This is a genomic window from Planktothrix paucivesiculata PCC 9631 (assembly GCF_900009265.2).
GTDB lineage: Bacteria > Cyanobacteriota > Cyanobacteriia > Cyanobacteriales > Microcoleaceae > Planktothrix > Planktothrix paucivesiculata.
The window spans coordinates 40,738-62,525 of the sequence record NZ_LR735026.1; the positions used below are offsets into that span (position 1 = coordinate 40,738).

The window sequence follows — 21,788 nt, forward strand, 5'->3', positions numbered from 1 at the left end:
TAATTTAAAATCTCTCTGAATTTTTAGATTAATTAATTAATCCGACATTCCTAAAAATGATTTGAGAGCGATTTTATATCTATTTCTTAACCGCCTAGAAGCCAAACCACCTTGCTGAATTCTGGCAAGAATATTAGCAGAAAAATATCCCTTTGGAATAGGACTACCAGGAGTGATTAAACCAGCTAAATCAATAGCATTGATTTCACGAGCATACTGATAAGCCACAACGGATTCGCTTGTGATAAAACTTGGCACATCTAAACCAGGAATAAGGATACAAGAAGTTTCAGAATTACTTCTCCTGGTAGTTACATTTACAAATAGATAATGAGTTTCAGAAGTTTGTGCAATTGCAATATAGAGATGCTGACCGTTAGGAGGTGTATTAATCAAAAAAGCATCTCCCAAATTAATGGGGATGCTAGTCATTAAGCACCTTGTCTAAATAAGCTTCTCGAATTGCTTCCTGCTGAATTTCTTGTATTTCTTCGTTACTTTTGCCAAGATTTTTTAGAATATCTTCTACTGAAATTGGAATAGCCAAACCGTGAGGATTTTGCCACTCTGGAAACCCATGATTCCACTCAGTAACATCAAAAGGATCGAGATGTCCAAAAGTTTTATAAACCTCCTGGATAATTTCCTCCTCATCTTCACAGAGGTCTTGATTTCCTGGATCAGCTATTAAAGAAACAACAAAGTTTGTGTTAGGAGAAGAAATAAACTTAGACCATAAAGGTAAAGCATCATCAACCGCTTTTCCTTTAATTAGATCATAAACACGGCTAAGAACAGGGCCATAATCCATTGAAACATAAGAATCACCAGTAATTGGTTGCTCTATACGTTCTAACGCAACACGATCCGCTATATAAAGCATCTTCAGCAAGCCTAAGTATTTCATAGGTTGACCATCATGCAACTTCAAAAAAAATGCTGTGGCTTCAACAGCTTTTTCAGGATGAAAGGGAAACTGGATTGACATAGCAACTCTAAGAAATAACTCTTATATACTTGATTATACAGCTTATTCGCTATTATGCAATTAACAGAATTATGAGGAAGAATTTAATGTTTTTTCAGCGTTCCCCACTAAACATTAGATTCTAATTTAGCAACTAACTTTAATCCATAGTTAATTTCAAAGGATTCTTTTTTCAAATTCAAACTCCACAATTCCAAAGCACAATCATCATTGCGATGGGTAGGTTTTAACTTCAAATGAAATTCCCGGGTCATGGGTTTATATTCACAAACAACTTGAGAAATTGCCCCGATCATTCGTCGATCTAAAGCGACTGATAACCTTAATAAAGGATGCAATTGATCAATAACTTGTCGAAACCTGCGGGGGAGATTTTGATAGGCTTCATGTTTCTTTTTAGCACTACTCTTGCGATGATATCGGGCTAAATTTGCGATCGCATCAATTTCGGTTTCGGTAAATCCTAATAACTCCCCATAACGAATTAAATAATAGGAATGTTTATGGTGAGCGGAATGACTAATATATAATCCACAATTATGCAAAATACTTGCCGCCCATAATAACTCCCGTTCTGCCAATCCCCAATTATGTAATAATCCTTTAGTCTGATCAAATAAACTTAAAGCAAAAGTAGCAACCCGTTGACTATGTTCTAAATCAACTTGATATTTTTGAGCAATAGTTAAAACACTTCTTTCTCGAACAGAACTGCCATAATGTAGACGATCATCAATTAACCCATGGGTTAACATCCAATCTACCACTACCCCTTCCCTCAGACTCCGTTCACAGACCTTTAAAGACGGAATATTTAACAAGGTCATGGCTTCTTGTAAAATCAAAGCCCCGGCGACAATAATCTCCGCCCGACGGTCAGCCATACCCGGAATTTGTAATCGTTCTTGATAGGATAATTTGCGAATTCTATTGACAAATTCCTGCAATTCTTCTAAGGTTAATTCATAACCCCCTAAACGAGTTGGGTCTATTCCTGATTTTTCTCTAGCTTTAATTCCAACTAAAGTTTCAATCGTTCCAGAAGTTCCTACTAAACGCGGAATTTCCCCGGGTTGTAAATGGGATGATAATTCATCCACAACCCGTTCTAAGGTTCCTCGAATATAGGCTTGTAAATATAAAAATTCCGTGCGAGTAATGGGATCACTATGGACAAAATCCTTAGTTAATCGGACAGCACCAACTTTCGTACTACTTAAAAATCGAGGTTCCCAACCATCCCCTAAAATTAACTCCGTAGACCCGCCACCAATATCAATAATAATATGGGGTTGATTATTTAATTCCATCGCCGACAGCACCCCTAAATAGATGCGTCGGGCTTCTTCTTGACCGGAAATTAAACTAACTTCTAAATTCAGTTCATCGGCGACTCGGCTAATAAATTCCCGACCATTGGGCGCTTCTCTGACGGCACTGGTCGCTACGGCCACAATTTGTTCGGCGTTAAAGGTTTTAGCCACATCTTGAAACCGTTTTAAACAAGCAATAGCTCGTTCAACTACCTCCGGTTTGAGATTGCCTTTTTCCTCAGAATCTCCTAGGCGAATGGTCTCTTTTTCCCGGGCAATAATCGTAAAGGTAGGCAGTTGGGGTTGCACTTTCACCACAACCATGTGTAGAGAATTCGTGCCTAAATCAATGGCAGCTAGGATTCGATCTCGGTCGTCTGTGAGTTCAGATCCGCTCACCAAAGGCATTGATGTGACCATAATTAGTCTCTAAAAAGCTACTGCTTTTAATTTTAAACCGAGGGCGGATCTATGTTACAAAATATTGTGAAGATTCAATTCAATTCTTTTGATTCAACCTGCCATGCTCACCCCATCTAATTCCCCTGAACCCACTTGGCAAACGATTATTCGGCTATTGCGATGGGATAAACCCGCCGGACGTCTGATTTTGATGATTCCGGCATTATGGGCAATTTTCTTGGCAACCCATGGCACACCACCGGTGAGCCTAATTTTAATTATTGTCTTTGGGACTTTGGCGACCAGTGCGGGGGGCTGTGTGGTCAATGATTTATGGGATAGGGATATTGACCCCCAAGTAGAACGCACCCGCACCCGTCCCCTGGCTTCCCGGGCGTTGACCGTAAAAACGGCAATTGCGATCGCTTTGATTTCCTTTGCCTGTGCGGCGGGACTGGCGGTTTATTTAAACCCCTTGAGTTTTGGCCTATCGGTAGCAGCAGTTCCGGTAATTATTGGTTATCCTTTGGCAAAACGAGTATTTCCGGTGCCGCAATTAATATTATCAATTGCTTGGGGTTTTGCCGTTTTAATTAGTTGGACGGCGGCGGTGGGAACTTTACAGACATCTACTTGGTTTTTATGGGGAGCAACGGTATTATGGACATTAGGATTTGATACGGTTTATGCCATGAGCGATCGGGAAGATGATCAACGGTTGGGTGTCAATTCCAGTGCTATTTTTTTCGGAGATAAATCGGCGAATGCCGTAGGGATTTTATTTTTAGGGACGGGAATATTATTGGGAATTTTAGGCTGGAATCTTCAGTTAAAGTGGGAATATTGGTTAACTCTAGTCCTTTCTATTATACTATGGTCTAGGCAATATTTTCAACTTCTAAATCCCGATCTTCCCAAACCTATTTATGCTAAAATTTTTCAGAATAATGTGGGAATTGGTTTTATTTTATTAGGGGGAATGATTAGTGGGTTTTTACTGTAGAAACTGATCTATAATAATCTGTAGGGGCAGGTTCATTAAAAATCCATGCTTCCCACCAATAAACTTTCTAAACTTGCCCAACTTACTGGGATCTTGAGCAGGGGCAAGGCTAATTTAACCACAAAGATACAAAGACACAAAGAATATCAATAAGCTGTTAAGCAGCTAAATAAGTGGGATGAAGCGAATGTTGGGTTTAAATGCGCGCAGCTTATAGACCCAAAAAATTCCTAATTTTACTCAATATTCCCCTAGTAGACTTTGAAGGTTGACTGTGTAAATTAATTTCATAATTAATATTATTCTTTTTCTCAGTTTGTTTTAAATCCAATTCTGCTAAACATTTCAAGATTGCTTGAGTATTTTGAGGGCGATTTGCCACAAAAGGAGCCATTAAATAATCAATGAAGGCAGCCAATTGATCAGAAACATTGGGCGCGCCTTTTCGCCATAACAACTTTCCAGTTCGAGGATTTTCTGGATAAGCAGTGGGAGGTTTTCCGGTTAGTAAATAAACAAAGGTTCGTCCCAGGGCAAAAAAATCAGATTGAGGGACGGGTTTCCCCATCCATTTTAGAGTTAGAGGACATCCAGGGGAAATAGCCCCTGTTACGCTTTCCATCTTAATAAAGGTGTCTCTCTCTGAAAGTTCTTCCTCTATAGCTCCAAAATCAATTAATACTAACTGTCCATTGGGTTTCCTGATAATATTTTGAGGCTTAATATCCCGATGGAAGTATTGCAAATTATGGACTTGCTCCAATATCTCAGTCAGTTGTTTTAGCCATTCCAAAGCGAGTTCTTGACTGATGGGTTCTTTTTTTCGCTCCTTCATCCAGTCTTGTAAATTTTGCCCTTCAATTTTCTCCATCACCAAACAGTGGAGATTTTCGCAGCTTCCCCTGGGAAAATAGGTAAAATATCCATCAGGATCAACTTTAGGAAGTCCAGGATAGTTGATTTGACTCAAAACTTCTGCTTGTTGTTTCAACAAAGCGACTCCTTTAGGATTGTTTTTTAATAAAACTTTTAGAACCTTACATTTTCCTTGATCATCAATTTCAAATGTTTTGATAAAATCTCCTCCTCCAAGTTGTTTGATCACACGATACCGCCCTTCCAGCAAAAGATTAGAGCCACATTGACAACAAGTAGATTGATTCTCGTTTGCTGAATCTGTTGGGTTAGGACATTTAGGATTAAGGCAATAACTCATAATGAGAAAACCTCAAGCGAGATGACTAAATTAATTATACTCTGGCAAATTTATTATTAATGTTCTGGAGATTGTTCTATTTAAGTTATTTTCTTCAAACTGTATAAGATGATTATATCACTCCCCACTTAAAAGGTTTTTGTGGTTTTATTTATTCCCAATATAATCTCTGGCTCTATGTTAACTTTGTCTTATCATTTTCTCAATATCGTTTTGTTTTTTAAAAGATTGTCAGGAAATCTTGATATTTTATTGAAAATTACTCTCAAATAGTTGACGAGATGATCGGGGTTCTGGTACTATGTTGAAAACATCGCTCAAGGGCTTATTGTGTCTATTCGGCAAAATTAAGGCCAAAACCCTGATTATTTCGTCAAATATCTTGATTTCCTGACGAAATTGCCGCCTGCTGATGCACGAGTTTTTGAGGAAAAAGGCTCAACCCCAAAGGGCTATCTTGACAAAATTGCTAATTTGTGATTTAGGGTAAAATAGCGATCGCGATCACAATATGGTTTTTCTATAATAAGTAAAAGTAGTAATAATTTTTCAGTAAGAATAAAACCCTGTTATTCTAGTAGGGTATAACATTTTAAACCCATGTCATTTTCTGAACCTTCCATAGAAACCAGTATCACGCCCAAATCCTCTGGAAAAGATGCAGGTTTAGCTCCATTAGTGTTGACCTTGGTGGAACTAATTCGACAGTTAATGGAAGCGCAAGTCATCCGGAGGATGGAAGGAAATACTCTCACTGAGGAGGAATTAGATCGGGCGGCGGAGAGTTTACGCCAATTAGAAATTCAGGTATTAAAACTCTGTGAAATCTTTGAAATAGATCCGGCGGACTTGAATATTGAATTATCGGAATTTGGAACATTATTACCCAAATCAGGAACTTATTATCCTGGGGAAACTACCCAAAACCCTTCAATTTTGGAATTATTAGATCGGTTAATGAATACGGGAATTGTGGTTGAGGGAAGTGTAGATTTAGGGTTAGCGCAACTGAACTTAATTCATGCCAAACTGAGATTAGTCTTAACCTCCAAACCCATCTAACTATTGTATCGTTTCCCCCAGTTTTGCTTCTATATTGGAGACTTTGACTTTAAGGTTTATAATAGATATTGGTGCGATCGCTTATACACCCGACGGGTTTAATTAATAGGGTTTAATTATGGGAAATGGTTTATATTTATACGGAATTTTACCGACCAACCGAGTCCGACCTTTAGCCTTACATGGGTTAGACAAACAACCCATACAAACCCATCCCGTTGATGAGTTTAGCTTTTTATATTCCGAGACTCAACAAGAACGTTATTTAGCCAGTCGGCGAAACCTATTAGGCCATGAAGATGTATTAGAAAAGGTGATGCAACATGGCTATAGAACAGTTTTACCGTTGCAATTTGGATTAATTGTTAAAGATTGGGAAAATGTCAAAGCACAACTAATTATTCCCTATCAAGATCGGTTAAAAGAATTATTTCATAAATTAGAAGGAAAACGGGAAGTAGGGGTAAAAATCTTTTGGGAAGAAACCGAAGAATTAAACCTATTAATGACCGAAAATCAGGAATTAAGGGAAAAACGGGATAGCCTAGAAGGTAAACGTCTGAGTATGGATGAAGTCATTCGTATTGGTCAGGAAATTGAACGAGCAATGCAACATCGTCAACAGGAAATTATCGATAAATTTCAAGAAATATTAAACCCCCTAGCCGCAGAAATTGTTGAAAACGATAATTTAACCATTGCTATGATCTATAACGCTGCCTATTTAATTCCTTGGGATACGGAACCCCAATTTGGTGATAAAATAGAAGAACTAGATCACCATTTTAATAACCGCCTGCGAATTCGCTATAATAACTTTACAGCCGCGTTTAATTTTGCCCAACTCAACCCTTAATTTAGAGGCGTTATGGTATTACGATTATTACTCTCTCCGATCACAGCCCCCTTTGAAGGTGTAATCTGGATTGGGGAACAACTCCTAGAACGGGCGGAAGCCGAACTTGATGACAAAGAAAACTTAGGAAAGCGGTTATTAGCGCTCCAGTTAGCCTTTGATATGGGGGATATTGCCGAAGAAGACTTTGAAGTTCAAGAAGAAGAATTATTGCTACAAATTCAAGATTTAGAAGATGAAGCCAACCGAGAAGAAAATGAAATAGATTAAGCGCATCAAATCAAAACTCTCCTCTCCTCCTTCGTGTCTTAGTGTCTTCTTAAATGATTAAATTCCATCCCACTAATAGTCTAAAGTAAAAGTTGAAACTGAACCGGGTTTAGGTTTAGTAGGAGTGGGAGTCGGAGGTTGGGTCGTTTTGGTTTCTGGGGGTTTGGGTTGAGCAATTTGTTTAACGTCGGTTTCTAACCCTTGAATTTGAGTTTCAATCTGTTCTAAACGTTGAGTAACGGTTTCAAAGCGTTGTCCTAAACTTTCTAACTCCTCTTGTAAGCGTTTTTTCTCCACCGCTAATTGATATAAACTCCGGTAGAGCGTCGCTTCGGTTTTTCTGCGAGGCATGGTGCTAATTTTGGGTAAAATAGCAGGTTGAGAACGGAAAGGACGCATAATAATTTGGGTATAACTACGACATTATTGTAACAATGGAATTTGTAGGATTCCTAAACTTTATTTTTCTTCATTAACTCACTAATTTTACTAATTTTTTTGTTAGACTTTTGGGGAGAAAACCGTTTAGTTTCCGCCGAATAACTCCAACAGATGGCATCCGGGTCACGTTGATAACTCCAGGCAGGAAATTCTGCTTTGGTCTTCCACTTGCTGAGGGTAGTCGGATGCACCCCTAACCGTTGGGCGAGTTCCGACTGATTCAGGGTTTCGGGTAAAACAGAACCAGAAGCCGCGTTGACGGGGAATAAAACCACGGAATTAGGGTTTTCTTTTTCCGGTTTAGGAATAGCCGGGAGAGGGTCTGCAACGGTCTGAGACGGTTGGGCGGTGGGAAAATAGTAAATCATCCCCCCCACGTCGGTAATTTCATATTGGGCGGCAAATTCCGTAGCCCGTTGGTCGAGATATTCCTGTACTTTCGTCCCCGACTGTTGGGTGTGCATGGCTAAATCTAAGGCCGTAATTCGTCCTTGATTTTCCCGAATTAACCGATAAAATACCTCATCCAAGGTGGCTAACTGATTTTGTTGACGCTGTTGATAATATTTCCATATCCGCCAAGACCCCCATCCCCCAACCGTTAGAATGGCTAAGGGGAATGCTTTCTGGAGGATAAACAAAACCACCGCCACGGGAAGGAGAAGCGTCAGATATCCCCGTTCAGGCGGGTTGATTTTTGGGTTTGAGTCTGACATGGATAGGAGGTGAGCAAAAGTGATATCTTCAATATTGACTAAAAAGTCTATTTTTGCAAGGTGGGCGTCGATAACCGTAACCCCTACCATTAGTTATCTATTATTAGCAAAGACTATACTGTTAAGTAACCCTCTTCAAAAATAATTTAACCTTTAGTATAACTTAACCTGTAGTATGATAAGGTTTTAAAATGACTCATAACACTCGTCGCCATTTCCTCAAATTTGCCAGTTCAGCACTAGCAACTCTGGGAATTAATCAATTCCTATTCCAACAAAAAGCTGAACAAGCTGGCAAAGTCCTCGCCCAAAGTACCCCCCGCAAATTAGCTTTATTAGTAGGGATAAATCAATATCCTTTCAACCCCCTAGAAGGATGCGTCAACGACCTGGATTTACAACGCTATTTGTTAATTCATCGTTTCGGGTTTAATCCTAAAGATATTTATATTTTACCCGAAACAGAAGCCACCCGGACAGGAATTTTAACCGCCTTTGAAGAACATTTAATTAAACAAGCCAAACCCGGAGATATTGTGGTTTATCACTATTCTGGGCATGGTTCTCGGATTTTTGATCCTGACCCAATTATAACCCGATTAGGAGATATACAAGGATTAAATGGAACCTTTGTTCCTATTAATAGTGACTTCTCCACCGGATATGCTGAAGTTGGGGGAGTTGTCCAAGATATTATGGGACATACCTTATTTTTATTAATGTCAGCCCTGAAAACCGAAAATGTGACGGTGGTTTTAGATAGTTGTTTTTCCGGTGGAGCAACCCGAGGAGTCCGGGTGCGTTCCAGGGATGGAGGTGAAAATATTTTAGTTTCTTCTGATGAAAAAAACTATCAGCAACAGTGGTTATCTCGATTAAATTTATCTCCCGAACAATTTGTTAAAGGCTATCAAACCGGGGTAGCTAAAGGGGTCGTATTAGCAGCAAGTTCCCCAAACCAACTGGCACGGGAAGCAAATATAAATGGCTTTAAATGCGGTCTATTTAGTTATTTACTAACTTATTATCTCTGGCAGGAAGACAACAATATTGAACGAGTATTTCAAAACATTCTCCCAGAAATTCCTGAAAAATTTAACCAAGTTCCCCGTTATGAAGTTAAAGTGGGGAGTGGGTATCAACAACAACTGCCCTATTTTATTAATTCTCCCAAATCTCCCGCCCAAGCAGTTGTAACGGCAGTCAGTGGGGAAACCGCTCAATTATGGTTAGGAGGAGTTGATTTAAGAAAAGTGACAACGGGAACAATATTTACTGCTATTAATGGTACAGGAAAAGTGAAAATCATTTCCCGTGATGGGTTAGTAGGACAGGCAAAGATTGAGCAACCCGTAACCGTAGGAACCCCCTTGCATTTGATCAGTTAAGAGGAATATTAATATGTTAGAAAAAACCGGATCAAGTGAGACAGCAGCGAATATTCTTAAGGTTTCCCATGCTCATTTATTGCAACTATTAGAAGCAGGAGTTATTTCTTATGTAGCGATTAATTCAGAAATAAAAATTCCCTTACAGGATTTAATGGATTACAAAATAAAACGAGATGAAGCCAGGGAAAAACTGTTAGACGAAATTATGGAAATCAGTCAAGAAGCAGGTTTTTATGAGTAAAGCAGATATTTTAGCAATTGACCTAAAAGTTTCTTCAAGTTTGTTATAATTGTTGTGATTGACAACGTAAATCAGCAGTGACTCGATAATTTATAATTTAAAATATAATAGGCAATAACCATGACTCAAGAAATGCGTCAAGAAATTGTTACCTTAGCCAGAGAATTACCTGATGAACTGTTAGCAGAAGCCCTGGTCTTTTTGCATTCTCTCGCCGAAAAAGCACAAAATAATCACTCCGATAATTCCTCAACTATTGGTAAACCCGAATTTGACAAAGCAATAGCAGCTTATCAAGTGATTAGCGAAAAGTATAAAAATGCGTTAAGGGAATTAGCCCAGTGAATGAACCCTTATGGATTTTTGAAGAAATTGTTCGAGTTATTCATCAGGATCAAATTCAGCAGCATGGTGGTAGTTTAGGTATCAGGGACGAAAATCTCCTTTCTGCAAGTTTAGCTAGACCCAGACATTTATTTGCTTACGGTCAACCTGATTTATTTGACCTGGCTGCCGCTTATGGTTATGGTTTGGCTAAAAACCATCCGTTTATTGATGGTAATAAACGCACAGCTTTTGCAGTAATGGCAACTTTTTTGTTGGTGAATAGCTATTTATTAGAAGTTCCAGAAATCGAGGTGGTGCAAATCATGGAAGGGTTAGCAACTGACCAAGAAAATCAAGAATCTTTAGCCCAATGGTTAAGGAAAAATTCTGTATTAGAATTGATGTAAATTCAAATTAGGGGAATGGGTAAAAAAATGGAAATAAAAACAAGTCAGAACAAATTAGTTTTTGCGTTCCTCAAAGGCGTTTCCGTATCAGGAATTATCGGTGTCGCCTTGCTATCGGAGTCAGGGATGGCGACACCCAAACCCTTAGAAACAGGGTTTCTTCTAACTATATCTAATCACCAAGCCACTGAACTCAATAAACCCGGTTTCTTACCCCAAACCCTCATCGCCCAAAATAGCAGCAACCCCGAAGCGGATAGACTTTCTCAAGAGGGACTACAACTATTTCAGCAAGGAACAGCAGAATCATTACGGGCTGCTTTAGAAAAGTGGGAAGCCGCTCGCCAACTCTATCACGCCGCTGGGGATAAAGCAGGGGGTTTTCATTTTCCCAAATGCGATCGCTATCTTCAAAAAAAATTATCAATTTTTCCGATCAAATTCTCTCTAATTTTCATCAGATAAGTGGGAAATATTAAGAATGAACAATTTTCATATTTATTAACAGCAAAAGATAGCCATTGTCTTGATTAATAAGACTTTATGACTATTTATTATTAAATATTTTGAATGTTTTTTTAGAAAAATAGTTTTAAAAACTTAATTAATTCAGGCGATCGCTAAAATCTTTTCCCAATTATTTCCCAACCATGACTGTCCCTCTTTTATTGAGCTAAAACCCAAACTTCTGTATATATTCAAAATTAATGTTACTAATAACGAGAATTTTCCGGCTACGTCTATGCCTTTTATTCTTGATTTATCTTCATTAAAATTCACATCTTTGACCCAATGTACTTGATTTTCAATTAACCAATGTGCTTTAATTTTTTCTGCAAATGTTTTCGCACTTAATTTCTGACTACTAATATAATATAAAGTCTCATTATATTCTTGATCACCCCGAAAACCCGTTCTTTCTACCTGAATAAAACTTTGAAGATGAGGATAATTTTTATGGTTGACATTTTGGCTATCAAATACTGATACTTTTCTGCTAATATTTCGCCCATGACTGACATCTTTTTCTTCATATACCGTTAAAGGTTTTTCGATTTCTGCTAAAATCTTGATCCGATTGTGCAATTTAATTTGATTCCCTTTTACCGTAATTAAATAATTATTTTTGCTCTCAATTATTGCCTGAGTTGTTTCCTTACTACAATGGAGAGCATCGAGGGTAAATACTTTATTTAATAACCCGCATTTTTCTATCATAGACAGAACTTTAGCGTTTTCAGAACTTTGTTTACTTTCAAAACTTTCCGATTTAATTACTAACTTTGTTTCTTGACTAAACCAAGATACCATAATTAACATATTTTGTTTCTGATTTTCATAGTTAGTCAGGGTGTTTTTTAAAGATTTTCCATCGATCGCAATCCAATCAACGCCTTCTTGTTGCCAATAATATTCCTGGACTATTGACTGAAAAACCAACTGAATTTCTATTGAATTTATTCCGAGCATTACTCGTCTTATGGTACTATAAGACGGCAATTTTTTAGTGTTAGTTTCTAATAATTTAATTAGCTTATTTTCTTCATTTTTTCTAAAATTATCTATTTGCTTATAAGTAACATTGCCAGTTAGCAGTGCTAAAACAATGATAGTCAACACTACCCATAATTCATGTCTTTTACCACGATTTTTCCGAAAATCCTTGACTAACTTCAGTTGTTCGATTATACTGTTTAACATAGTTTTTTAAAATCAAATAAAAGTGATCTTTCTTTGATTTTACCAAAAAAAGATCACTTTTATTTTCTTTTTTACCCCCGACAATGAAAACACCCTGGGGGATAAAGGGGGGGAAGCCATTACTCTCAACGATATTGGCTATGTGTACTCCTCCCTGGGAGAAAAGCAGCAAGCCCTAGACTACTACAACCAAGCCTTACCCCTATTACGGGCTGTGGGGAATAGAGGCGGGGAAGCCAATACTCTCAACAATATTGGCTATGTGTACGACTCCCTGGGAGAAAAGCAGCAAGCCCTAGACTACTACAACCAAGCCTTACCCCTATCACGGGGAGTGGGGGAAGCCACTACTCTCAACCCCCTATTACGGGTAGTGGGGAATAGAGGGGTGGAAGCCACTACTCTCAACAATATTGGCCTTGTGTACGACTCCCTGGGAGAAAAGCAGAAAGCCCTAGAATACTTGAACCAAGCTTTACCCCTATTTCGGGCAGTGGGGGATAGAGGGGGGGAAGCCACTACTCTCAACAATATTGGCCTTGTGTACGACTCCCTGGGAGAAAAGCAGCAAGCCCTAGACTACTACAACCAAGCCTTACCCCTATTACGGGCAGTGGGGGATAGAGCAGGGTGTTTTCATTGTCGGGGGTAAAAAAGAAAATAAAAGTGATCTTTTTTTGGTAAAATCAAAGAAAGATCACTTTTATTTGATTTTAAAAAACTATGTTAAACAGTATAATCGAACAACTGAAGTTAGTCAAGGATTTTCGGAAAAATCGTGGTAAAAGACATGAATTATGGGTAGTGTTGACTATCATTGTTTTAGCACTGCTAACTGGCAATGTTACTTATAAGCAAATAGATAATTTTAGAAAAAATGAAGAAAATAAGCTAATTAAATTATTAGAAACTAACACTAAAAAATTGCCGTCTTATAGTACCATAAGACGAGTAATGCTCGGAATAAATTCAATAGAAATTCAGTTGGTTTTTCAGTCAATAGTCCAGGAATATTATTGGCAACAAGAAGGCGTTGATTGGATTGCGATCGATGGAAAATCTTTAAAAAACACCCTGACTAACTATGAAAATCAGAAACAAAATATGTTAATTATGGTATCTTGGTTTAGTCAAGAAACAAAGTTAGTAATTAAATCGGAAAGTTTTGAAAGTAAACAAAGTTCTGAAAACGCTAAAGTTCTGTCTATGATAGAAAAATGCGGGTTATTAAATAAAGTATTTACCCTCGATGCTCTCCATTGTAGTAAGGAAACAACTCAGGCAATAATTGAGAGCAAAAATAATTATTTAATTACGGTAAAAGGGAATCAAATTAAATTGCACAATCGGATCAAGATTTTAGCAGAAATCGAAAAACCTTTAACGGTATATGAAGAAAAAGATGTCAGTCATGGGCGAAATATTAGCAGAAAAGTATCAGTATTTGATAGCCAAAATGTCAACCATAAAAATTATCCTCATCTTCAAAGTTTTATTCAGGTAGAAAGAACGGGTTTTCGGGGTGATCAAGAATATAATGAGACTTTATATTATATTAGTAGTCAGAAATTAAGTGCGAAAACATTTGCAGAAAAAATTAAAGCACATTGGTTAATTGAAAATCAAGTACATTGGGTCAAAGATGTGAATTTTAATGAAGATAAATCAAGAATAAAAGGCATAGACGTAGCCGGAAAATTCTCGTTATTAGTAACATTAATTTTGAATATATACAGAAGTTTGGGTTTTAGCTCAATAAAAGAGGGACAGTCATGGTTGGGAAATAATTGGGAAAAGATTTTAGCGATCGCCTGAATTAATTAAGTTTTTAAAACTATTTTTCTAAAAAAACATTCAAAATATTTAATAATAAATAGTCATAAAGTCTTATTAATCAAGACAATGGCTATCTTTTGCTGTTAATAAATATGAAAATTGTTCATTCTTAATATTTCCCACTTATCTGATGAAAATTAGAGAGAATTTGATCGGAAAAATTGATAATTTTTTTTGAAGATAGCGATCGCATTTGGGAAAATGAAAACCCCCTGGGGGGATAGAGGGGGGGAAGCTGGTACTCTCCACAATATTGGCAAGGTGTACGACGACCTGGGGGAAAAGCAGCAAGCCCTAGACTACTACAACCAAGCTTTACCCCCAACACGAGCGGTGGGGGATAGAGGGGGGGAAGCCACTACTCTCAACAATATTGGCGCTGTGTACAACTCCCTGGGGGAAAAGCAGCAAGCCCTAGACTACTACAACCAAGCCTTACCCCTATCACGGGCAGTGGGGGATAGAGGGGGGGAAGCCACTACTCTCAACAATATTGGCCTGGTGTACAACTCCCTGGGGGAAAAACAGAAAGCCTTGGAATTCTACAACCAAGCTTTACCCCCAACACGAGCGGTGGGGGATAGAGGAGGGGAAGCCACCACTCTCAACAATATTGGCAGTGTGTACGACTCCCTGGGAGAAAAGCAGCAAGCCCTAGACTACTACAACCAAGCCTTACCCCTATATCGGGCAGTGGGGGATAGAGGGGGGGAAGCCACTTCTCTCTTTAATTTTGCCTACCTCAAACGCAGTCAAAACAACCTCACCGCAGCCCTGACTGACATAGAAGCCGCCATTACCATTATTGAAGACCTCCGCACCAAAATTGGTTCTCAACAACTGCGTCAATCCTATTTTGCCACTGTTCAGAGTTATTACCAATTCTACATCGACCTATTAATGCAACTGCATCAACAAAACCCCTCCCAAGGATATGATGCCAAAGCCCTCCACACCAGCGAACGCAGTCGCGCTCGAAGTCTTGTAGAACTCCTCACCGAAGCGGGTGCTAATATCCGCCAAGGTGCTGACCCCAAACTATTAGAACAAGAACAGAATTTACAACAGCAACTCAACACCGTAGAACGTCGCAAACAGGAACTCTTAAGCGCTGAATATACCCAACAACAACTCGATGAAATTAAACAACAATCTCAATCTTTACTCAATCAACTCGACGAATTAGAAGCTAAAATTCGCCTTACCAGTCCCCGTTATGCTAACCTCAAATATCCCCAGCCTCTCACCCTACAACAAATCCAAGAAAAAGTCCTTGATGATGATACCCTACTATTACAATATTCCTTGGGAGAAGACCGCAGTTATCTCTGGGCTGTGACTAAAAATAGCATCACCAGCTATGTTTTACCGAAACAAAGTGAAATAGAAGAAATTGCCAAACCTTGGCGAGAGATTAATGAATCTACTTCCGTAGAAAGTGGACTTCCCCTCAGTGAAATATTACTAAAACCCGTAGCTTCTCAACTAGGAAATAAACGTTTATTAATTGTTGGGGATGGGGTATTACAATATATTCCCTTTGCCGCCTTACCCATCCCTTCTCAACCGAATACACCCCTTTTAGTAGAGCATGAAATTGTTACCGCTCCCTCAACTTCAACCATTGCTATTCAACGGGAACAACTACAAAATCGCCCAACGGTAGCCAAAACTGTCGCAGTATTAGCCGACCCCGTTTTCAGCCTTAATGACTCTCGCGTTACTAGAAATGCACCCCAACAAAACCCGCAAACCCTCAACCAGTCAGCCCTGACTCGTGCGGCGCGTGATTTAGGTATTGGGGAAGGGCCCCAAGTTTATAGCCGTCTGGAGTATACCCGCACCGAAGCCGAGAAAATTCTAGCCTTAGTTCCCGAAAATCAAAGGTTACAAGCCCTAGACTTTCAAGCCTCCCTAGAAGAAGCCAAAAATCCCAATTTATCCGAATATCAAATAGTTCATTTTGCTACTCATGGTTTACTGGATTCTGTTAATCCTGAACTATCGGGAGTGGTGTTTTCCTTATTTAATCAACAAGGACAAGCTGAGGATGGGTTTTTGCGTCTCCACGATATTTTTAACTTAAATTTACCTGCGGAATTAGTGGTATTAAGTGCTTGTCAAACGGGCTTAGGGAAAGAGACGAAAGGCGAAGGTTTAGTGGGGATGACTAGGGGATTTATGTATGCAGGGGCGCGGCGGGTTGTTGTTAGTTTATGGAGTGTTAATGATGCGTCAACTTCTGAGTTAATGACTCGATTTTATCAGCCGATATTGAAGGGGGGTAAAAATCCCATTATCGCCTTAAGAGAGGCTCAGTTAGAGATGTGGAAATCTGAACAATGGCAGTCTCCTTATTATTGGGCGGCGTTTACCGTTCAAGGAGATTGGCGGTAGAGTGTTAACCTGCACTCAGTTCCTAGAAACCGGGTTTCTGCATTAGATTGATTGTAGGAAATCAAGATATCTTGAGAAACCCGGTTTCTGTAATTTACAGAATACCGTCTTTTTTCGCCATTGACGTCATTAAATCAACAACGCGACAGGAATAACCCCATTCATTGTCATACCAAGCCACAATCTTAAAGAAATTAGCATTAAGTTCCATTCCGGCTTTAGCATCAAAGGTACTAGAACTCGGGTCAGTGATGAAGTCTGAAGAAACCACTTCATCTTCGGTGTAGGCTAAAACACCTTTCATCGGGCCTTCGGCCGCCGCTTTCATCGCCGCGCAGATTTCCTTATAGCTGGTGGCTTTTTCGGTGCGGAAGGTTAAGTCAACGACGGACACATTCGGAGTCGGGACTCGAAAGGCCATTCCCGTCAGTTTTCCTTTTAAGGCAGGTAACACTAAAGTTACAGCCTTAGCCGCCCCAGTAGACGATGGAATAATATTTTGGGCCGCACCCCGTCCCCCGCGCCAGTCTTTCTTACTGGGGCCATCAACGGTTGGTTGAGTGGCGGTCATGGAGTGAATAGTGGTCATTAACCCTTCCGTTAACCCAAAGCTATCGTTAATCACCTTAGCAACCGGGGCTAAACAGTTGGTGGTACAACTGGCATTAGACACGATTAAATCAGAGGCGGGGTCAAAGGTTTCGTGGTTGACTCCCACTAACAGAGTTTTAACTTTTTCCGGGTCTTTGGTGGGTGCGGAAATAATCACCCGTTTAGCCCCGGCTTCAATATGTTTGTGGGCGCCATCGTAGTCACTAAATAACCCCGTACACTCGACCACATAATCCACCGTGTCTTCCTTCCAGGGGAGTTGGGTGGGGTCTTTGATGGCCGTACAGCGAATAAAATGCCCATCGACAATAATGCCATCTTCCTTGGCTTCCACCACCCCCGGAAAGACCCCGTGGGTGGAATCATATTTGAACAAATAGGCTAAGTTATCGGGAGGAACGAGATCATTAATTCCCACAAACTCAATATCTGGGTTATTAATCGCTGACCGCATCACCAAACGACCAATGCGACCAAACCCATTAATTCCTACTCTTAACGCCATATTATTAACTCCTTGCGGCAAAATTTAAAGGGACTTGATGATTCAAGCCACAACTAGGGATAGACTGTAGCACAAGTCTTGATTGTTGAGCTTCTTTCTTTCTTTAATTTTAATAAAATCCGTATTTTCATTTTGATTAGATGACTTTCCAGGTTTGGCTATTTTTAGCAATTCACAAAAGTTTATCCCCAGGTTAAGGGTTTAAAACCCTGATCTTCTTACAATCAAGATTGATTTAATCGAGATGGTTTCATCGGTAAATCTCAAAAAGTTTTTTTCAATTAACGTTAAGAAACAATAAAAAACACTAATTTTTTCCCTAACAGTATTAACAAATTGATAGAAAATCTGTACTATTCAAGGGTATAGGATTGGGCTTAAATTTAAGATGAACAAACGTAAACGAATTGGCATTCTTACCAGTGGCGGAGACTGCCCGGGTCTCAATGCCGTGATTCGGGCTGTTGTCAATCATGCCACATCTGAATATAACTGGGAAGTCCGAGGCATTCCCTATGCCACTCAGGGGCTGATTGAACGAAAAAGTGTAGTATTAAATTCCTATGGTTTAGAGCGACACGGCACCGACCCCTTGTTAAGTATGGGGGGAACCATTTTAGGGTCGATTAACAAGGGAGATACCGAAGGCAATACAGACGAACTTATTCAGGGATATTATGATTTAGGACTTGATGCTTTGATCGCCATTGGCGGGGATGGTAGCCTAGCAATTTTGCAGAAACTCGCCGAAAAAGGCAATTGGAATTTAGTCGCCGTCCCCAAAACCATTGACAATGATGTGGCCCATACGGAGTTATCCGTGGGGTTTAACTCCGCCGTCACCACTATTTTAGACTGTTTAGATCGGTTGAGTTATACCGCCGCCAGCCACGACCGGGTGATGGTGGTGGAGGTGATGGGACGGACAACCGGACATTTAGCCCTATATTCGGGCATTGTTGGGGGGGCTGATGCTATTTTAATCCCAGAAATTCCCTATTCGATTAAAACCCTCTGTAGACGCATTCGCGAGTTACGCAATCTCTGGGGACGGAAATTTGCCATTGTGGTAGTCGCTGAAGGAGCAAAAACCGCCGATGGGGAGAGTCGCTACTATAAAGACGCCCTGGGAGAAGTCCGACTGCGGGGTATTGGGGAATATGTGGCCACGGAAATCGAAAAAAATCTGGGGGTGGAAGCCCGAGTTACCGTCCTGGGCCATGTTCAACGGGGTGGGGCTCCTTCGGCTTTAGATCGACTCATTGGCACAGCCTTTGGCAAGGTAGCCGTGGATTTAATTGATCAGGAAACCTACGGGGTGATGGTGGCTTGGCATAATAATGCCGTCACGACTATTCCCTTAGCTCAGGTGTTTGCCGATAGTCCCCTACTGGTTGACCCCCAGGGATTTTGGGTGGAAACCGCTAGATCCCTGGGAATTTATCTGGGAGAAGAACTCGATTGTGAAAATATCACTCCGATAAACCCGGATATTAATGGTTTAAAACCTGCTTCTTTAGAAACGATCACTCAGATTAATTAGGTTTGAACAGGGTGTTTGAACCGACGGAGGCGATCGGAATAACTTTTGAGCAGTTCTAAGGCAAACATGGGGGTTTGCTGAACGGCAAACAGAAATCGAGATTTATCCATGGTGGCTAAAAGACAATCCGTTTTAGCGATCGCCGTAGATGCTCGTGTTCGGTCGGGTTGAATCAGCGCTCCTTCCCCAAACACATCGCCAGCAATCAGAGTTTCCACCACTTTCCCATTCACCCATAACTGGATTTCCCCTTCAAGAATGCCATACAAAACCTCTCCGGTTTTGCCCTCCTCAAAAATCACTTGATTGGCCAGATAGGTTTGTTCTGGCTGTTTTTTAAACAGTTTTACGGTTTCGACGGGCTGTAACATAGTTTTATTCAGTTGAAATATGCGCTCTGGGATCAATCCTAGGGCAAAATAGAAAAAGAAAGATAGGGTGATATAGCGATCGCACCCTACAACTAGGACAGAAACTAATACTCAAACCCCAAGGTTAAAATCTTTTCTTCCCCATTACCCATTACCCATTCCCCGCTCTATTTGTATCTCATGCCTAACACTGTTACTGTAACCGTTCCCGCCACAACCGCTAACTTGGGGCCAGGATTTGATTGTATTGGAGCAGCCCTCACTCTTTATAACACGCTCCGGTTTTCTAATTTAAAAAACACCTCAACTGAGACTCTAAAAATTACGGTTCAGGGCACAGAAGCCGCGGCCGTCCAAACCGATGAGAGTAACCTAGCCTATCAAGCCTTTATTCGGGTTTATCAGCACCTGGGTCAAACCCCGCCCCCGGTTCAAATAGAAATTGATTTGGGCATTCCCTTGGCCCGGGGTTTAGGCAGTTCCGCCACGGCCATTGTCGGGGGAATACTAGGGGCAAATACCTTAGCGGGAAATCCCTTGACCCAGGGGGATATCTTGCAATTGGCGATTGAAATGGAAGGACACCCGGACAATGTGGTTCCCGCCCTGTTAGGCAATTGTCAATTATCCGTATCCCGAGGAGAACATGGTACTGGCTGGGAAATTTGCCCCATTCCCTGGCATTCTGATCTAGTTCCAGTCCTGGCGATTCCTGATTTTGAATTATCGACCGCAGAAGCCCGAAAAGTTCTCCCCCAAACCTATAGTCGGGGGGATGCAATTTTTAATACCGCCCATCTGGGATTATTAATTCGAGGGTTAGAAACCCGTAACCCCGACTGGTTAAGGGTAGCCCTCCAGGACAAAATTCATCAGCCCTATCGGAAATCCTTAATTAAAGGGTTTGAAGCCGTCCGCAGTGCAGCATTACAGGCCGGGGCTTTTGAATTAGTGATTAGTGGGGCCGGGCCGACGTTATTAGCCTTAACCGATGGCATTTCCGCCTCTAGGGTAGCCGAAGCCATAACGACCGCCTGGAAACAAGAGGGAGTTAACCCAGAGGTTAAGGTTTTACAACTAGATACTCAAGGAGCGACGACGATCAATATTATAACTCTTGCAAAATAATTTTATGGTATTATGGTGAGTTTTGCTCAATTTCATAAAATCCCAGAGACTAACCATTCTTCACAAACTTTTGCTAAAAACTCCATAAAATGGTAAAAATTGAAAGTGAATTAAGACAATAACTCGGCGATGAACACTCAATTTTATCTAAATTTGAAACCTCCTGAATTTAAACGGAGATTTGGTGTCAAGATTCAAACCTTTCAAGCAATGGTTAATGCCATAGAGCAGTTCAGGTTAGAACATCCTAAAGATAGGAGAGGACGTCACACCCGCCTGACTCTCCAAGAGCAAGTTTTAGTAGCCTTGGAGTATTGGCGAGAATACAGAACATATTTTCATATTGGGACAAATTGGGGAGTATCAGAATCAACTATTTGCCGAATTGTTGCTAATATTGAATCAACTTTAATGAAAACAGGAAAGTTTCGGATTCCGGGAAAGAAAGCATTAATTCAAGATTCTGGCTACCCCGAAATCGTAGTGATGGATGTCACGGAAACGGCTATTGAAAGACCGAAAAAAAAACAGAAAAAATGTTACTCAGGAAAGAAAAAACATCACACGCTCAAAATTCAGTTAGTAATTGAGCCAGAAACTAAACAGATTATTTGTACAGATTTTGGACAAGGACATTGCCACGATTTCAGCTTATTCAAAAAAAGCAAAATTCATTTTCACCCCCAAACTGATAGTTTACAAGATAGTGGCTATCAAGGGATTAAGGATTATCACTTGAATAGCTATGTACCCAAAAAGAAACCCAAAAATGGCAATCTTTCGGTCTTAGAAAAAGACTATAATCAAGCTTTGGCTCATCAACGAATTGTGATTGAACACGTTAATCGGAGCCTCAAAATTTTCAGGATCTTATCGAGTCGTTATCGAAATCGTCGTCGCCGTTATGGTCTTCGTTGTAATTTGTTGTCAGCCATTTATAATTATGAGTTGACACTCTTAGTCTGAAAGTGAAAGTTGGGCATTATAGCATAGATTTTTTTTGCAAGAGGTCTAATCTTTCCAGGAATTTGCTACTTTCTCCATATAAACTATCCGCCAGTA

22 protein-coding genes and 2 pseudogenes are annotated in these 21,788 nt (G+C 40.1%); 15 read left to right on the forward strand and 9 right to left on the reverse strand.

The annotated features are described in order from the left end of the window. Positions 1-36 precede the first annotated feature (36 nt). From PL9631_RS20820 to PL9631_RS20830, 3 genes are all read right to left on the reverse strand, one after another. Positions 37-396 (reverse strand): hypothetical protein, encoded by a 360-nt coding sequence (locus PL9631_RS20820; protein ID WP_231516804.1) that lies wholly within the window; start codon positions 394-396, stop codon positions 37-39. Positions 397-424: 28 nt separating this feature from the next. Then, positions 425-988 carry a Panacea domain-containing protein gene (locus PL9631_RS20825; RefSeq protein WP_083623340.1) on the reverse strand — a complete coding sequence of 188 codons (564 nt, stop codon included), beginning with the start codon at positions 986-988 and terminating at the stop codon, positions 425-427. Between the two features lie 107 nt (positions 989-1,095). After that, the gene (locus PL9631_RS20830; RefSeq protein WP_083623341.1) at positions 1,096-2,721 is read right to left on the reverse strand and encodes a Ppx/GppA phosphatase family protein; all 1,626 of its coding nucleotides are present in this window, start codon (positions 2,719-2,721) and stop codon (positions 1,096-1,098) included. Positions 2,722-2,824: 103 nt separating this feature from the next. Here PL9631_RS20830 and PL9631_RS20835 point away from each other — a divergent pair, with 103 nt between their 5' ends. Then, on the forward strand, positions 2,825-3,706 hold the full coding sequence (locus PL9631_RS20835) for a 4-hydroxybenzoate solanesyltransferase (RefSeq protein WP_083623343.1): 882 nt from the start codon (positions 2,825-2,827) through the stop codon (positions 3,704-3,706). 211 nt (positions 3,707-3,917) lie between these two features. Here PL9631_RS20835 and PL9631_RS20840 read toward each other — a convergent pair whose 3' ends face one another. After that, complete coding sequence (locus tag PL9631_RS20840) at positions 3,918-4,922, reverse strand: serine/threonine protein kinase (RefSeq protein ID WP_083623344.1); 1,005 nt, start codon at positions 4,920-4,922, stop codon at positions 3,918-3,920. A 600-nt stretch (positions 4,923-5,522) separates the two neighbouring features. Here PL9631_RS20840 and PL9631_RS20845 point away from each other — a divergent pair. The 3 genes from PL9631_RS20845 (at position 5,523) to PL9631_RS20855 (ending at position 7,110) form a co-directional block, all read left to right on the forward strand. Continuing rightward, entirely contained in the window at positions 5,523-5,984 is a 462-nt protein-coding gene (locus PL9631_RS20845) for a gas vesicle protein K (RefSeq protein WP_083623346.1), read from the forward strand. A gap of 118 nt (positions 5,985-6,102) precedes the next feature. Continuing rightward, positions 6,103-6,840, forward strand: coding sequence for a gas vesicle protein GvpF (gene gvpF, locus PL9631_RS20850; protein WP_083623347.1), 738 nt, complete (start codon positions 6,103-6,105; stop codon positions 6,838-6,840). Positions 6,841-6,852: 12 nt separating this feature from the next. Beyond that, positions 6,853-7,110 carry a gas vesicle protein GvpG gene (locus tag PL9631_RS20855; protein WP_083623348.1) on the forward strand — a complete coding sequence of 86 codons (258 nt, stop codon included), beginning with the start codon at positions 6,853-6,855 and terminating at the stop codon, positions 7,108-7,110. A 72-nt stretch (positions 7,111-7,182) separates the two neighbouring features. Here PL9631_RS20855 and PL9631_RS20860 read toward each other — a convergent pair whose 3' ends face one another. Then, positions 7,183-7,509, reverse strand: a complete 327-nt coding sequence (locus tag PL9631_RS20860; RefSeq protein ID WP_083623350.1) for a hypothetical protein — start codon at positions 7,507-7,509, stop codon at positions 7,183-7,185. Between the two features lie 53 nt (positions 7,510-7,562). After that, positions 7,563-8,357: a hypothetical protein gene (locus tag PL9631_RS20865; protein WP_231516805.1), complete on the reverse strand. Its 795-nt coding sequence runs from the start codon at positions 8,355-8,357 to the stop codon at positions 7,563-7,565. A 101-nt stretch (positions 8,358-8,458) separates the two neighbouring features. On the opposite strand from PL9631_RS20865, the gene PL9631_RS20870 reads away from it, so the two are divergent. From PL9631_RS20870 to PL9631_RS27425, 5 genes and pseudogenes are all read left to right on the forward strand, one after another. Beyond that, positions 8,459-9,655, forward strand: a complete 1,197-nt coding sequence (locus PL9631_RS20870; protein ID WP_083623351.1) for a caspase family protein — start codon at positions 8,459-8,461, stop codon at positions 9,653-9,655. A 13-nt stretch (positions 9,656-9,668) separates the two neighbouring features. Next, the gene (locus PL9631_RS20875; protein WP_083623353.1) at positions 9,669-9,899 is read left to right on the forward strand and encodes a hypothetical protein; all 231 of its coding nucleotides are present in this window, start codon (positions 9,669-9,671) and stop codon (positions 9,897-9,899) included. A gap of 120 nt (positions 9,900-10,019) precedes the next feature. Beyond that, positions 10,020-10,244: a hypothetical protein gene (locus PL9631_RS20880; RefSeq protein ID WP_083623355.1), complete on the forward strand. Its 225-nt coding sequence runs from the start codon at positions 10,020-10,022 to the stop codon at positions 10,242-10,244. Continuing rightward, positions 10,241-10,633: a type II toxin-antitoxin system death-on-curing family toxin gene (locus tag PL9631_RS20885; protein WP_083623356.1), complete on the forward strand. Its 393-nt coding sequence runs from the start codon at positions 10,241-10,243 to the stop codon at positions 10,631-10,633. Before PL9631_RS20880 ends, PL9631_RS20885 begins: the two co-directional genes overlap by 4 nt. A gap of 126 nt (positions 10,634-10,759) precedes the next feature. Then, positions 10,760-11,005: pseudogene (locus PL9631_RS27425) on the forward strand (hypothetical protein); the annotation flags it as partial. 237 nt (positions 11,006-11,242) lie between these two features. Here PL9631_RS27425 and PL9631_RS20895 read toward each other — a convergent pair. After that, complete coding sequence (locus PL9631_RS20895) at positions 11,243-12,334, reverse strand: ISAs1 family transposase (protein WP_083616174.1); 1,092 nt, start codon at positions 12,332-12,334, stop codon at positions 11,243-11,245. Positions 12,335-12,428: 94 nt separating this feature from the next. On the opposite strand from PL9631_RS20895, the pseudogene PL9631_RS20900 reads away from it, so the two are divergent. The 3 genes and pseudogenes from PL9631_RS20900 to PL9631_RS20910 all read left to right on the forward strand — a co-directional run. Beyond that, a pseudogene (locus tag PL9631_RS20900) lies at positions 12,429-12,965 on the forward strand (tetratricopeptide repeat protein); the annotation flags it as partial. A gap of 92 nt (positions 12,966-13,057) precedes the next feature. Then, a complete protein-coding gene (locus PL9631_RS20905) occupies positions 13,058-14,149 on the forward strand; it encodes an ISAs1 family transposase (protein ID WP_083616174.1) in 1,092 nt (363 codons plus the stop codon). Between the two features lie 222 nt (positions 14,150-14,371). Continuing rightward, complete coding sequence (locus tag PL9631_RS20910) at positions 14,372-16,567, forward strand: CHAT domain-containing protein (RefSeq protein ID WP_083623360.1); 2,196 nt, start codon at positions 14,372-14,374, stop codon at positions 16,565-16,567. Positions 16,568-16,661: 94 nt separating this feature from the next. Here PL9631_RS20910 and gap read toward each other — a convergent pair whose 3' ends face one another. Further along, positions 16,662-17,684 carry a type I glyceraldehyde-3-phosphate dehydrogenase gene (gene gap, locus PL9631_RS20915; RefSeq protein WP_083623361.1) on the reverse strand — a complete coding sequence of 341 codons (1,023 nt, stop codon included), beginning with the start codon at positions 17,682-17,684 and terminating at the stop codon, positions 16,662-16,664. Positions 17,685-18,072: 388 nt separating this feature from the next. Between gap and PL9631_RS20920 the strand changes: the two genes are divergently transcribed. After that, the gene (locus PL9631_RS20920; protein WP_083623363.1) at positions 18,073-19,227 is read left to right on the forward strand and encodes an ATP-dependent 6-phosphofructokinase; all 1,155 of its coding nucleotides are present in this window, start codon (positions 18,073-18,075) and stop codon (positions 19,225-19,227) included. Here PL9631_RS20920 and PL9631_RS20925 read toward each other — a convergent pair. Next, positions 19,224-19,598 carry a cyclic nucleotide-binding domain-containing protein gene (locus tag PL9631_RS20925; protein WP_083623364.1) on the reverse strand — a complete coding sequence of 125 codons (375 nt, stop codon included), beginning with the start codon at positions 19,596-19,598 and terminating at the stop codon, positions 19,224-19,226. The two genes, PL9631_RS20920 and PL9631_RS20925, sit on opposite strands and share 4 nt — an antisense overlap. A gap of 180 nt (positions 19,599-19,778) precedes the next feature. Between PL9631_RS20925 and thrB the strand changes: the two genes are divergently transcribed. Together thrB and PL9631_RS20935 are read left to right on the forward strand one after the other, a co-directional pair. Further along, complete coding sequence (gene thrB, locus PL9631_RS20930) at positions 19,779-20,726, forward strand: homoserine kinase (protein ID WP_083623366.1); 948 nt, start codon at positions 19,779-19,781, stop codon at positions 20,724-20,726. 129 nt (positions 20,727-20,855) lie between these two features. Further along, complete coding sequence (locus PL9631_RS20935; RefSeq protein WP_083623367.1) at positions 20,856-21,692, forward strand: IS5 family transposase; 837 nt, start codon at positions 20,856-20,858, stop codon at positions 21,690-21,692. Positions 21,693-21,788: the final 96 nt, after the last annotated feature.

Excerpts from the sequence above, each read along its gene's own strand:
- PL9631_RS20825 (WP_083623340.1), bottom strand. The coding sequence starts at position 988 with ATGTCAATCCAGTTTCCCTTTCATCCTGAAAAAGCTGTTGAAGCCACA.
- PL9631_RS20830 (WP_083623341.1), bottom strand. The coding sequence starts at position 2,721 with ATGGTCACATCAATGCCTTTGGTGAGCGGATCTGAACTCACAGACGAC.
- PL9631_RS20835 (WP_083623343.1), top strand. The coding sequence starts at position 2,825 with ATGCTCACCCCATCTAATTCCCCTGAACCCACTTGGCAAACGATTATT.
- PL9631_RS20840 (WP_083623344.1), bottom strand. The coding sequence starts at position 4,922 with ATGAGTTATTGCCTTAATCCTAAATGTCCTAACCCAACAGATTCAGCA.
- PL9631_RS20845 (WP_083623346.1), top strand. The coding sequence starts at position 5,523 with ATGTCATTTTCTGAACCTTCCATAGAAACCAGTATCACGCCCAAATCC.
- gvpF (WP_083623347.1), top strand. The coding sequence starts at position 6,103 with ATGGGAAATGGTTTATATTTATACGGAATTTTACCGACCAACCGAGTC.
- PL9631_RS20855 (WP_083623348.1), top strand. The coding sequence starts at position 6,853 with ATGGTATTACGATTATTACTCTCTCCGATCACAGCCCCCTTTGAAGGT.
- PL9631_RS20860 (WP_083623350.1), bottom strand. The coding sequence starts at position 7,509 with ATGCGTCCTTTCCGTTCTCAACCTGCTATTTTACCCAAAATTAGCACC.
- PL9631_RS20865 (WP_231516805.1), bottom strand. The coding sequence starts at position 8,357 with ATGGTAGGGGTTACGGTTATCGACGCCCACCTTGCAAAAATAGACTTT.
- PL9631_RS20870 (WP_083623351.1), top strand. The coding sequence starts at position 8,459 with ATGACTCATAACACTCGTCGCCATTTCCTCAAATTTGCCAGTTCAGCA.
- PL9631_RS20875 (WP_083623353.1), top strand. The coding sequence starts at position 9,669 with ATGTTAGAAAAAACCGGATCAAGTGAGACAGCAGCGAATATTCTTAAG.
- PL9631_RS20880 (WP_083623355.1), top strand. The coding sequence starts at position 10,020 with ATGACTCAAGAAATGCGTCAAGAAATTGTTACCTTAGCCAGAGAATTA.
- PL9631_RS20895 (WP_083616174.1), bottom strand. The coding sequence starts at position 12,334 with ATGTTAAACAGTATAATCGAACAACTGAAGTTAGTCAAGGATTTTCGG.
- PL9631_RS20905 (WP_083616174.1), top strand. The coding sequence starts at position 13,058 with ATGTTAAACAGTATAATCGAACAACTGAAGTTAGTCAAGGATTTTCGG.
- PL9631_RS20910 (WP_083623360.1), top strand. The coding sequence starts at position 14,372 with ATGAAAACCCCCTGGGGGGATAGAGGGGGGGAAGCTGGTACTCTCCAC.
- gap (WP_083623361.1), bottom strand. The coding sequence starts at position 17,684 with ATGGCGTTAAGAGTAGGAATTAATGGGTTTGGTCGCATTGGTCGTTTG.
- PL9631_RS20920 (WP_083623363.1), top strand. The coding sequence starts at position 18,073 with ATGAACAAACGTAAACGAATTGGCATTCTTACCAGTGGCGGAGACTGC.
- PL9631_RS20925 (WP_083623364.1), bottom strand. The coding sequence starts at position 19,598 with ATGTTACAGCCCGTCGAAACCGTAAAACTGTTTAAAAAACAGCCAGAA.
- thrB (WP_083623366.1), top strand. The coding sequence starts at position 19,779 with ATGCCTAACACTGTTACTGTAACCGTTCCCGCCACAACCGCTAACTTG.
- PL9631_RS20935 (WP_083623367.1), top strand. The coding sequence starts at position 20,856 with ATGAACACTCAATTTTATCTAAATTTGAAACCTCCTGAATTTAAACGG.